Here is a 12,722-nt window from a genome sequence, read left to right on the forward strand (position 1 = left end):
TCTTAATTAAATCTTGGCAAAAACGACTCTCCTTCCATTGGGTTTTGGGACATTCATCACCACCAATATGAATGTATTGACTAGGAAACAAAGTCATCACCTCCGTTAATACATTTTCTAAAAATTCAAACGTTTCTTCACGTGGGAAAAGAACATCCTCCGAAATACCCCATTTGGTTTTCACCTGATAAAGCTTGTCGGCATTCGCTCCCAATTGAGGATAGGCGGCCAGAACCGCTTGCGAATGACCCGGCATTTCAATCTCGGGAATTACCTCAATGTATTTTTTTGCTGCATAGGCGACGATGTCTTTCACTTCTTCTTGGGTGTAAAAACCACCATGAGGCTTACCATCATATTTTTGATCCTTGTAATGCCCCAACATACTTTCTTTTCGTACCGAAGAAATAGACGTTAATAAAGGGTACTTTTTAATTTCAATGCGCCAGCCTTGATCCTCAGTCAAATGCCAATGAAACGTGTTCATTTTATAAATAGCCATCAAATCAAGGAACCGTTTCACGGATTCAACCGGATAATAATACCGACCGACATCCAGCATTAATCCTCGGTAATTAAAGCGCGGTTCGTCTTGAATCTTAACATTTAGAATAGAAATCGGAGCAGCCAACCTAGCTCCAGCGTATACTTGAGCGGGCATCAATTGCAGTAAAGTTTGCAACGCATAGAAAGCCCCTTTTCCCGTTTTGGCTTCAATGCTAACTTTATTGGAACTGACGTGAAGCGTGTAGGCCTCATCGCCTAAAGAATTATTTTGCGAAAATTGAATGGTCGCCTTTTGTGTAGCTTTGGCCGCCGTAGGAAATCCAGAGGCATCTTGAATATACGTGGCTAATAATTGGGCAGACGGCGCAAATTCTGGGTGACTAAAACCGATACTTACGGTTTTTTTGATCGTAAATTGACCCTCAACTGGGGACAAAGCTTTGGGTAATGGAATGAGGTGATACGTATTTTGCGCAAAACCTGAGAAAGCAATTAAAAATACAAATAAGAAATTTTTCATAAGCACGGTGTAAAATGTAGTTGACAAACTAAAATACAGAACCTCCAAGATTCCATTCTATTAAAAAATGATAGAATCAAGGCTTCTTGCCACTGGCTACTAAATCATTCATCACGCGGGTAGCCACTAAATCCACACAATTTGACTGAACTAAACCGCGCATATTAGGCACAGCTTGATTTTTGATCCATAAATCGGTCAAAGCAACTTGACTACAATCTGTAAACGATAGCGCGGATCCAGCAGCATCTTGAAGATGAAGGCCAGTGACGGTCACCGACTTACATCCTTTCATCGCCACTAAGGCAGGACTAGCCTGAGAAATTGCTTCAGGCAAATAACCTTTTTGAATCTGTGTTGTTAAAGAGGCCACTAATCCTTTGCCTTGGCCATCGATTACTCCTTTACCAAATACGCCAACATTTTGTTCTCCTTCCGCTACAATCAAAGCCCGCACCCCACCTACCGATATGTAATCATATGGGGAAGAAGCACCCACAAGCACGGCACCTTCACGAAGCTCAATCATGACATTGGATTTTAATCGAATACTTCCCGTCAAATAACGTCCCACTGAAAAAACTAAGGTACCTCCACCCTTCTCCTGAATAAAATCCACGGCCTTCTGAATTGATCGTGAATTCAATGTAATCCCATCGGACTTCACGCCAAACAAGGATGCATGATACTCCTTACCTTGCAAAGCCCAAGGAAGGCAAAGTGCTAACCAACAAATTAGGACAAATTTCATACTCAGTTATTTTATAATTAATTGACTCGTTTTGTGTGAGAAAACCTGTTGTTTACCCACACTTTCCGGCTCATGAACAACAAGCCCGGTGAAACTAACATCTTTGACATCATCCAAAACGACACTCGGACGATAATCCTTCTTTTTTGCCGTAAAGGTCACATTTTCAAAGCTTACCCCTTCCGCATGTCGCACATAAAAGGCCCAAGCAGGCAGTTCTTTAAATTGAGAAAATTCGGGATAGGCATCCCGCATTTCAGGTACGCCGTCTAACTCCTCAGCACTCAGACCTCGTTTGGCATACAATGGATTCCCCTCACCAGGATATACAATTTGAATATTTTTCAAGTGAACACCTTGGATTTTATTTTCCACTAAGCCAACGATACTAGCCGGTGAAATATTTCGAGGCAAATCCTCCACGGGACCCTCATAATTATACCCAGCATCCGGCTTGGTCAATGGAACCTCCGCATAAACATTCGAAATAGTCACATTTTTCATGTAAGGCTTTTTTCCTTTTGCCCAGCGATCTCCGAGCCTTAAGTAAATGACATTCCCCGTATTGATGGACCGAACCCCATCAATTACAATATTTTCAATCTCCCCGCCGTCTACAGCCGCTAAGGTGATTGCGGAACGGAACGTATCAAATATCGTCAAATTGGTAATCTTGAAATTTTTAAAGCCACCCCGAGACACCGTCCCAAACTTTAGTCCATTAGCACTCGATCGCCCGACGCAATTATCTACGACCACATTTTGACACATATGCTCCGCCGAATGCGACTTAAAACAGATGACATCATCCGCTGCATCAAAATAAGAGTTTTTAATAACCACCCCATCGCAATCCACGATATCAATTCCGTCATTATTCCAATATGACTTACTATCCACATAAATATGATCCACATATAGATTTTGACATTGGTCATAGGTTTGATTCCAGCTACCCGGATCGCGCAACGTAATATCCACAATTCGAATATTTTTACATTCCCGGAAATAGATATTTTGTGGCCGATTCGTTTCATTCGGTCGGTCATACTTCAAAGGATCCGTGTAGATCCCCCGATGAATGTAATTCACCATATTATAGGCCGTCAAAAAGCCACGCCCATTAATAGTACCCTTCCCTGTAATCCCTATATTTTCTTGATTAACCGCAAAAATCATGGACATCCATCCGATTTTGGCATCTTTTATATAATCAAATGGATTTGTTGAACCCAAAATCGTAGCCCCCTGTTCCAAATGAAGCGTCACATTCGACTTTAAATAAATACTCCCTGTGACATAGGAGCCGGTTTCAAAAATAAGCCGGCCGCCCCCTTGTTCGTGGACAAAGTCAATAGCCTTTTGAATGGTAGATGTATTGATGGTAAATCCATCATTTTTAGCTCCAAAATCACTTACGGTAAAGTCCTTCGCTGTAAGTGAAAAACCAAAAATGACTGAAAACAGAACAATTAGTGTGTTTTTCATTTTGTTTGAATTATATCTTTGGTTTTATAAAAGTGTACCTGCTTTTTCTTTTTAACCGGTTCCTCATAGCGTAATCCTGTTAAACGTCCACCAAGGACATCATCAAACACCAGTGCAGGACGATACTCCTTTAATTTAGCCGTGAACGTGATATTTTCTAAGGTCAAATTTTTAGCGTGACGTACATACAATCCCCAAGCGGGTAATTCCTTAAATTGAGAAAACTCAGGGTATGCCGCGGGCATTTCAGGAATGCTATCCAATTCAGCCGGCAGAAGGCCGCGAAAAGCATACGCAGGATTGCTATTACCCGGATAAACCAGGTGGATATTGCGTAACGTAACATCCGAAATGTATTGACCTGGCAAACCTACAATACTCGCAGGTGAAATATTACGTGGCAAATCCTCAATAGGGCCCTCGTACTCGCGACCCGCATCAGCCTTTCCCTCCGCAATTTCGCAGTTCATATTTTGAATACGTATATTACTCATACTGCCCACGCGTCCTTTGTTCCAGCGAGCTCCTATGCGCAGGTAAATGGCATTGCCAACATTATACGCATACAAACTATCTACCAAAATATTTTCGACCACACCCCCATCTGGAGTAGCAATTGTAATAGCTGAGCGATGGGTATCATAAACCTTATTATTGATAATTTTAAAGTTTTTATACCCTCCAGATGTCACCGTCCCAAATTTAATTCCACTCGCACTAGACCGAGCAACGCAATTTCTAACCTCAACATCATCGCACATTTTGGTTGGGTCATGCGATTTGAAACAAATCGCATCATCACTTGAATCAATAAAAGAATTGGAAATAATAACGTGCTGGCAATCAACAATATCAATACCATCATTATTCCAAAAAGCCTTACTGTCAACCGTAATTCGATCGATCTTCAGGTACGTGCATTGATCACAAACAAGGACCCACTCAGCAGCATTTTTAATGACAATACCCGTAATGTCAACATTGGTACATTCCCGAAAATAAATTGCCTTTGGTCGCCAAAGAGCAGAACGATCATTCACCAAAGCATCTTTTAATATACCTTTTTGAACCTGATCCGAAACTTGATAAGCTACGTCCCTGCCCTGCCCATCAATTACTCCCTTACCCGTCAACGCAATGTGATCAGCCTTAGTCGCACTAATTAACGAAGGGAAACGCTCCGCTAAATTATAATCGTAAATATTCGTGGACCCAAGTAAAATAGCCCCTTCCTCCAAGTGAATCGTTACATTGGATTTTAACTGAATGTTTCCAGTTAGGTATCTGCCAACGTAGAAGACGAGTCGGCCGCCACCTTTTTCATGAATGTAATCAATGGCTTTTTGTATACTGGTGGTATTTAACGTAGTTCCGTTTGATTTAATACCAAATAAAGACGCTTTATAGTCCTCGGCATAGGTAGTCAAACCTGTAAATAGCGTCAAAAACAAAACAATTAAGAGATTCTTAGTCATTTTTTGAAGGTTTAGTGCGACATAAATTTGTGATCACACTTGAAAAAAAAAGTTTATTTTAAAAGAGGTCCTAGCAAAGGAAAAATATTAGAAAAATAAGTTAACTCTTAGGAAACAGCCTTCACGCCAGTTGTCCCTCCTTGACTCAACGTAATATCCACTGGGCTATTTGTTTTCCAAGAGCCGCGCGTGAAATCAGGTATATCAATGGTTTTTGAGCGATTATTCACCGACATTTCACTTAAGGGAACAATCGAACTCCAGGCTGCCGCATCATAAACATCCTGATCTAAAGGCAAACCATTGCGTAAACAATCAATTAAACGCCAATCCATCATGAAATCCATGCCCCCATGGCCACCAATTTTCTTCGCTAATTCACCTATTTTCGCAATGATAGGCGGAGCAAATTGTTTCTCCAATTCCGCCATTTGCTCAGGTTTCACCCATTCATGGTGATGATTTGAGATCCGACCAGGTTCTGGATATTTCATGGCAACACCATTTGTACCACTCAATAAATGAATACGGGAATATGGACGTGGGCTTGAAACATCATGTTGAACCATGATTGTTTTTCCCTTTTGGGTTCGAATCGATGTGGTGTTCATATTGCCACGGAACTTTTTATCTACGAAATCCTTGAAATAAGCGTCTTTTTTGGCCAACTCGACCGCCATGTTATGCATTGAAAAATCGTTCGATTGGATAGAAACGAGGTAATCCATTTGATCCCCACGATTAATATTAAGCAATTGACAAATAGGCCCCAGTCCATGCGTGGGGTATAAATTCCCATTCCGAAGATTCGATTTCAATCGCCAATTATCATGATATTGATTTTGCTTAAAATTTGCACTCAATAAATCATGAATGTAAGCACCCTCCACATGTAAAATCTCTCCAAAATAGCCTTGTCGGGCCATATTCAATGTCAACAATTCAAAGAAATCATAACAACAGTTTTCAAGCATCATGCAATGCTTCTTCGTTTTTTCAGAAGTTTCTACTAGTTGCCAGCACTCTTCCAAGGTCGTCGCAGCAGGCACCTCGATGGCGACGTGTTTCCCTTGTTTCATGGCATAAACCGCCATCGGCGTGTGTAAATCCCATGGCGTACAAATATAGACTAAATCAATATCGTCCCGTTGGCACATCTCCTTCCACGCATCCTCCTTTTCAGTGTAAATAACCGGCTCAATATTCATTTTTTTGAGCGCTTTTGCGCCCGCCTGTGCCTTTTCTACGCGGACATCACAAATTGCCGTCGTTTGAACTCCTTCAATACGATTTACCCGTGTGATTGCACCTGAACCTCGATTGCCTAAACCAATAAATCCAATGCGAACAACGTCTAATTTAGGGGCAGCATATCCAGACATATTGAATAATTGCTTGGGAGCTATTGAAACAGGCGCTTTGGCCATATCTGAATCTTTCGAGGACCATGCATGGGTCATGCCCACAGCCGTGAGTCCACTTAATTTGAGAAAATCCCGACGATTATTTTCCATAAATCAGTTGATTAAGCACCTAAATACTTTTGAATATGTTCGTAACTCTTTTTGACTAATTCCGCTTCTGTCGTATAGTTTTTACGCCAAATACAAGCCGCTGGCAACAAAGGAGTAAAAGCCTCTACTACTAACCAACCCGTGTAGTTCATTCGAGATAGTCCGTCAAAAACATTATCCCAACGCACTTGCCCCTCCCCTAATGTGGCTCGCGTACTCTCAGACAATTGAATATGTCCCACTTCATCAGCAATGCGTACCATCGCTTCTCCCGTATTAAACTCCTCAATATGGGCATGAAAAGTATCAAACATGATTTTCACGTTCGGGTGATTTATGGCTTTTACCAACGCATACAATTGATCTGCACAACTGACAACATAATTCTCAAAGCGATTCAAATATTCCAAGCCTAGAATAACGTTTTTTGATTGTGCGTGATCGGCCACGGCCAACATACTTTCTTTAGACCAATCCAATTCTTGTTGTGTGGGAGCAGCCCCAGAAAATACTGCCAAAGCTGAATGAAATGGACCTGAAAGGTAGGAAGCACCTAAATAGGCAGTAATATCCACTGCTTTTTTCAAGAAATCAACCCCTTTTTGGCGAACGTTTGCATCTGCCGAAATCGTATTCATATCAGCACCCAAAAAGGTAACTGTAAAAACCTCAAGTCCTAAGCGATCAATCTCCTTCTTCCAAGGTGTCCAATAGTCAATATCAGTGACAAAAATGGGGATTTCAACTCCGTCATACCCAACTTCCTTGATGTAAGCTAGGTGCTGGATGATGGACTCATTCATATCTGGCCCATAAACCAGCGTATTCATTGCAATCTTATACTTCATAATTTCTTATTTTGATTTAACCATTCCTCGGTAAGGAACATTTATTTCTAATTTACCTGGCCACTTTTTAGGCACTTTTAAGCCCAATTCCCAATGAATGGCATTAACAATTAAACGCTGGAATGGCTCAACTGCAAAATCCTCTGGATGCCCCATCGTTGTAAAAAATACCCGCGCATCGAACTGATTTTTCCACGTCCAAGCAATCGGTTGAGTCGTTGCCGGCTTATCTGGATCCACCGCATCTCCCATAAGTAACCACTCAGTTCCCTTCGCAGGATAATCTGGTAAAACCCGATATAACCAAGAGCGAACATGAAACTTAGGGTCCACCCCCGTCAAAATAGGGTGTTTTGCTGCTTGGGGATTTATGCTCGCATCTGTAGATGCATTGTGTCCGTAATGCGTATGCTTAGAGACACCGCCCCAACCCGGAGGAGCTCCGAATGCTTGCTCAGCCCAACCATTAAACTTTTCCAATGGATCTCCTTTAGGATAATTGAAACTGTGTGTCGACGTACGAAATCCCATTATCGGTTTCCCAGATTTCATATACGCTTCAATCTTAGCCACTTGGTCGGCAGGTAAAAGCCTCCAACGCAAGAAAAATACAGCCAAATCCGCCTCAGCTAAAGCATCTAAACCCGGAATATCGCGTTCAGCATTTTGATCGGGATACGACGTTAAGATTTTAGTCCGAAACCCGTAATTTGTTTCCAGGGCTTTGGCCAACAAGGGCAAAGTACTCTCACCGCTGTATTCATGATCGCCACAAACAAAAACGACTAGGGGTTTTTTGTTTTGGGAAAAGGAAAAATAAGAACCCAAGCAAAGGGCTAAAACGAGTAAATAGCTAAATTTCTTCATTGGTTTATTTCTCTAATGGATGTTCCTCAAGAAGTTGTGAGGCGTTGTATATATCTTTTTTAGAAGCTACAGATGCACGAACCGCTTTGACCTTCATTGGATCAACTGCCGAGGCTTTATTCCCAAATGAATTTCGCACATAGGTAAGCACTGCTGCCACTTCCCGATCATTCAATAATCCACCGTAAGGTGTCATAGGAACTTGTCCGCTGTATTTAACCCCATTAACCTCCATAGGTCCCATGAGTCCTTTTAGAACAAGTTTGATGAGGCGTTCTTCACTGCCAACTGACCATTTCGAATTAGCTAAAGGAGGGAAACCTGAAGCAGATAGGCCCTTTCCATTACTTTGATGACAGGTTGTGCAATAGCCTTCTTTGGTATAGATTTTACTACCCTCTAGATATAAATCCAAATCCTTACCTTTTAAATCAGAAGTCAACGCAACCTCTTTTTTCTTGACAACGTTTACGCCATTGGCATGTGCTACCGCAATCTCAAAAGGCTTATCCATCCATTCATCCAAAGGTTTCGTTTTTGCTATATTGAATATTGGATTTGCTTTTTCTTTAGGTAACCAGGAAGCTGCAACAAAAGCTTCCATGCGCACCCGACCATGATCGTCTTGAGCTGCTTTTGCCAATAATGCAGGTTGATTTACAACTTGATGTCCCGAATAACGCAATACTCGAACGGCAGCAGCACGTGCATGGTAATCTTTGGCTTGTAATAATCGATTTAATAAGCTTTGATCTACTTTATTAAAGCCCCAACTAACCCATAATGCCTCCAATAAGTTATGTTCAAAATTAGGGTCTTGGGCATTTAATTTTGCCACCCAAGCGCGAACGCGAGGCATAACTTCCGCAGCATTACGACCACGCAATTCCCGACGAACGCGGTAACGCGTCCGATACTCCGGTAATTTTAAGTTTTCCAATAATTCATCAATCGACGCGCCACTTACTTTAGCGGGAACCACCAAAGGTCTGGACGGATATGTAATGCGATAAACCCGACCATGCGAGTGATCACGCAATGGATCCCTTGCATTATGTTGCATGTGGCCAATTAATATATTGTGCCAATCGATCACATAAAGTGATCCATCAGGTGCAAATTCCATATCGACCGGACGGAAGTTACGATCTTCACCGACGATTAAATCTTGGCGGTGCTTGAACGCATAACCCGTACCTTTATCGGTCAATTGGTGCTGCTTCATCCCTAAAAATCCAATGGTATTATTGATTAAAAAATCACCTTGAACCTCATCAGGAAAATGCCTGCTATAGACAAATTCTAGGCCTGAAGTTGGCCTAACCAAATGCTTTTCCTCAATTAAACTGAACGATTTATGGCCAGTTTGACCATAGCGATTTTTAGTTGAACCTGGCATCATCCAACGCACATCAGGACCTGAGGTTTCACCGAAGAAATTCTGTCCCCACTTATCAAAAGCGATGCCCCAAGGATTTGGAATAGATAATTGAGCTACGCGCTCTAAATGTTTACGCGCTGGATTATAGCGCATAAATCCGCCATTAGTTGCGCGTACGGTTCCATAAGGTGTTTCCACATTCGTGTGCAAAAATACACCTTCGCCCATGTAGATTGCTCCGGATTCATCCGTTACAAAAGCACTGATTTCGTGGTGCGTATCGTGGTCATCAAATCCGCTGAGAATAACTTCTTTTTTATCCGCACGGTCGTCACCATTCGTGTCTTGCAAAAATACGAGATTTGTCCCTTGGCTGACGTAAACTCCATTGTGGGCAATCTCCATGCCAACAGGCACATGTAATCCCGAAGCGAATACCGTTTGTTTATCGGCTTTTCCATCGTTATTGGTATCCTCAAGGATAATAATTTTATCGTTGGGTTTGGGATCTCCAGGCTTATAATGAGGATAGCTAGGCATACAAACTACCCATAAACGACCTTTATTGTCAAACGTCATTTGCACGGGTTTCGCTAAATCTGGGAATTCCGTCTCGGAAGCAAATAGGTCAATTTTGTAACCAGGTGCCACTTTAATGGCCTTAAGTGCGTCTTGACCGAGTAAATAAGTTAAACTGCCATTTTTTTCTGGATTAAAATTCGTTTTAACTGGGTCGAGGGGCCTTGTTTGGGCATCTGCAGCAGCTAAATCAAAGGACTTACCGTGGATAGCGGCTTGAATAGCACGTTCCCGATTATCAGTCATTTGACGAATTTTTTCAATTTCAGCTGGATAATTATCTTGACCAAAAGGATTGTAACGACGGCCATATACGTGAACCCCATTCGGGATTTTAAAATCGTTGTGCCACATCCAATTTTTCTCCGCCACAGCCTCATAAACATCAGCTCGGCGCGACTCATTTGCTTGAATCTTTTTTCCAAATACCTTATCAGTCAAATAAACTGCCAATTTCTGATATCCTTCATTGTTTAACTGAATACCATCAATCGTTAAAGGCGATTTACTAGCCGCATACCAAGCTTTGGAAGGTGTAAAAACATCGATAAATAGAACGTTTTCTTTTTGGCAAACTTCCTTCATTGCTTGAGTGTATTGGGCAAGCCGACTATTTTCAACCGTTCCCTTAGGTACATCATACAACGCAGTTAAATCTTCAAAAGCGATTGGCGACACCAAAACTAAGGTAGGCGCCGAGACACCATTGTATTTTTGTGCGCGTGTATGTTTTATAAATGCGGTTAACTCACTTTTATATCGTGGAATTTTAGCTATCTCCTCAAACGATTCAGAAAACCCGAAAAATCCGATTACAACATCTGTTTTTAGTCGGCCTAGCCACACATCATGCGATTCTAGATGTCCTTCGCTACCTGATTTATTCGCATATTCATCTTGAAATTGTTCTGCATTAGGAAAGGTCCAAGGTAGGTTTCGTGCAGAATGCGGGCGAAAACCTGGCGTATCACCACCGTCACAAAGATTCCGAACAGAAAGCTGACTTTCCGGATAACGCAAGTGCAATTCGGTTTCGAAATGATCGTAATTAATCATTCGAGAACCTAAATTTCCACCAATGAGCGCAATTTGCGTTTTGTTTTGAATGGGAATTAACTTCGGTACTTCGGGTTGATTAAAGCTAATAATGCTCAGCGAGAGCAGAATTAATAGAAATAATCCTTTTGTTTTCATGGACATAATGAATAGAGGTTAAATAAATATATGGTTATAATTATAAGTTGGCTTAATAATTTTCAAACCAAAAAATAGGCTTCTCTGCCAAAAAAATCAGGGATTTAACCCAATTAAACTCCTAAAGACCAACCTGGTCGATACGTACGTTGTACGAATTGATTAGCCGCATCGAAATTCGTTACCCGCATATTTTGGTTATCCCACAATAATTTTGTGTTAGACCCTGGATAATGCATGCCGTTTCCTGTTTTGCGAGGGAAAGGCATATCGGCAACGCGAATCGCTAAATTCGCCATCAATATAGCTTCTGTCAAAGGACCTGCTAATTCAAAAGGCGAGCTTAATGTGCTATTTCCATAACCTGCAATCGCTCCTTCTACCCATTGCGCGTAGTGGCCTTCCGAACTTCCTTTTACACGCGCTAGTTTTTGAGGTACTTTGACTTCTTGGTTGCGTGATAATGGCAGTAATCGTGGATTGGCAGCATATTCGCTAGCCATCATCTTTCCTTTCGTACCAATGAACAAAATGCCTGAATTACCATCACCAAACATTTCATCAGGTCCTAATTCCTCTGGACGTTCAGGTTTAATTCCACCATCCATCCAATGCATCGTAACAGGACCCTTCGTTTTATTTGTTTTAGGAAAAGTTAAGGTAGCATGACTGCTTGGGGGACATGAATCTAAAAATACACCGCGTTTACCAAATGCAGTAAAGACACTGCTAACACTTGCTTGAACATCGGATGCATATTTTAAGCCCAATACCCGGAAAGGAGCTTCCATTAGATGGCAACCCAAATCTCCCAAAGCACCGGTACCGTAATCCCACCAACCACGCCAAGAGCCCGGAATTAAATTATCTACATAATCCTTATATGGTGCAGTGCCTAACCATAAATCCCAATCTAATTCAGAAGGAACTGGTGGCTTAGCTGTCGACCACGGAATACCTTGTGGCCAAATGGGTCTATTTGTCCAAATTTGAACCGTATGCACATCACCTATGATTTTAGCATCATACCATTCAACGAGTTGGCGTACACCATCACCCGAAGAACCTTGATTTCCCATTTGGGTGACCACTTTGTATTTTTCAGCAGCTTGAGTCAGCATGCGCGCCTCGTAAATATCATGCGTCATTGGTTTCTGCACATATACGTGCTTCCCTAATTGCATGGCGGCCATGGCTTGTACCGCGTGGTTATGATCAGGTGTAGATACAGACACAGCATCGAAATTTTTCGACTCTTTATCCATCATCACACGCCAATCTTTATAATATTTTGCTTTGGGATAAGCCGCTACGGAATCTTTTGCCATGCGATCATCGACATCACATAAATAGCCAATATCGGCTTTACCACTTTCAAAAAAATGCTTTAAATCAGATTTTCCTTTACCACCTACGCCAATTCCAGCAACGACAAGCCTGTCGCTAGGTGCCAAAAAACCTTTTCCCCCTAGGACATGACGGGGAACAATCATAAAGCCTGCTGAGGCTAAGGATGCGGACTTAAGAAAGTCTCGACGTGCAGGTAGCGTTTTTTTATTTTTCATAGGTGTTTAGAGATTTTCAATTAAGTGCTAAAG

At 41.7% G+C, this 12,722-nt stretch carries 9 protein-coding genes; all 9 read right to left on the minus strand.

Annotation, left to right across the window (positions count from 1 at the left end; genetic code table 11):
• Window positions 1-1,027, minus strand: a 1,027-nt coding sequence (locus tag AC1W6K_RS11190; RefSeq protein WP_481947554.1) for a beta-N-acetylhexosaminidase, incomplete at its 3' end; no start/stop codon positions are given.
• Window positions 1,028-1,103: 76 nt separating this feature from the next.
• A complete protein-coding gene (locus AC1W6K_RS11195) occupies window positions 1,104-1,778 on the minus strand; it encodes a glycosyl hydrolase family 28 protein (protein ID WP_481721637.1) in 675 nt (224 codons plus the stop codon).
• 6 nt (window positions 1,779-1,784) lie between these two features.
• On the minus strand, window positions 1,785-3,266 hold the full coding sequence (locus tag AC1W6K_RS11200) for a glycoside hydrolase family 28 protein (protein WP_481721635.1): 1,482 nt from the start codon (window positions 3,264-3,266) through the stop codon (window positions 1,785-1,787).
• Entirely contained in the window at window positions 3,263-4,741 is a 1,479-nt protein-coding gene (locus AC1W6K_RS11205; RefSeq protein ID WP_481947555.1) for a glycoside hydrolase family 28 protein, read from the minus strand. The genes AC1W6K_RS11200 and AC1W6K_RS11205 overlap by 4 nt, the downstream gene beginning before the upstream one ends.
• 107 nt (window positions 4,742-4,848) lie before the next feature.
• Window positions 4,849-6,255 carry a Gfo/Idh/MocA family protein gene (locus tag AC1W6K_RS11210; RefSeq protein ID WP_481947556.1) on the minus strand — a complete coding sequence of 469 codons (1,407 nt, stop codon included), beginning with the start codon at window positions 6,253-6,255 and terminating at the stop codon, window positions 4,849-4,851.
• An 11-nt stretch (window positions 6,256-6,266) separates the two neighbouring features.
• Window positions 6,267-7,103: a sugar phosphate isomerase/epimerase family protein gene (locus AC1W6K_RS11215; protein ID WP_481947557.1), complete on the minus strand. Its 837-nt coding sequence runs from the start codon at window positions 7,101-7,103 to the stop codon at window positions 6,267-6,269.
• A 6-nt stretch (window positions 7,104-7,109) separates the two neighbouring features.
• Window positions 7,110-7,970: a ThuA domain-containing protein gene (locus AC1W6K_RS11220; protein ID WP_481721627.1), complete on the minus strand. Its 861-nt coding sequence runs from the start codon at window positions 7,968-7,970 to the stop codon at window positions 7,110-7,112.
• 4 nt (window positions 7,971-7,974) lie between these two features.
• Window positions 7,975-11,130, minus strand: a complete 3,156-nt coding sequence (locus AC1W6K_RS11225; RefSeq protein ID WP_481947558.1) for a PVC-type heme-binding CxxCH protein — start codon at window positions 11,128-11,130, stop codon at window positions 7,975-7,977.
• A 107-nt stretch (window positions 11,131-11,237) separates the two neighbouring features.
• Window positions 11,238-12,689 (minus strand): Gfo/Idh/MocA family protein, encoded by a 1,452-nt coding sequence (locus tag AC1W6K_RS11230; protein WP_481947559.1) that lies wholly within the window; start codon window positions 12,687-12,689, stop codon window positions 11,238-11,240.
• Between the last annotated feature and the right edge of the window lie 33 nt (window positions 12,690-12,722).

The organism is Aquirufa sp. (assembly GCF_964796385.1).

Coding starts and splice junctions, on each gene's coding strand:
- AC1W6K_RS11195 (WP_481721637.1), bottom strand. CDS start 1,778: ATGAAATTTGTCCTAATTTGTTGGTTAGCACTTTGCCTTCCTTGGGCT.
- AC1W6K_RS11200 (WP_481721635.1), bottom strand. CDS start 3,266: ATGAAAAACACACTAATTGTTCTGTTTTCAGTCATTTTTGGTTTTTCA.
- AC1W6K_RS11205 (WP_481947555.1), bottom strand. CDS start 4,741: ATGACTAAGAATCTCTTAATTGTTTTGTTTTTGACGCTATTTACAGGT.
- AC1W6K_RS11210 (WP_481947556.1), bottom strand. CDS start 6,255: ATGGAAAATAATCGTCGGGATTTTCTCAAATTAAGTGGACTCACGGCT.
- AC1W6K_RS11215 (WP_481947557.1), bottom strand. CDS start 7,103: ATGAAGTATAAGATTGCAATGAATACGCTGGTTTATGGGCCAGATATG.
- AC1W6K_RS11220 (WP_481721627.1), bottom strand. CDS start 7,970: ATGAAGAAATTTAGCTATTTACTCGTTTTAGCCCTTTGCTTGGGTTCT.
- AC1W6K_RS11225 (WP_481947558.1), bottom strand. CDS start 11,130: ATGTCCATGAAAACAAAAGGATTATTTCTATTAATTCTGCTCTCGCTG.
- AC1W6K_RS11230 (WP_481947559.1), bottom strand. CDS start 12,689: ATGAAAAATAAAAAAACGCTACCTGCACGTCGAGACTTTCTTAAGTCC.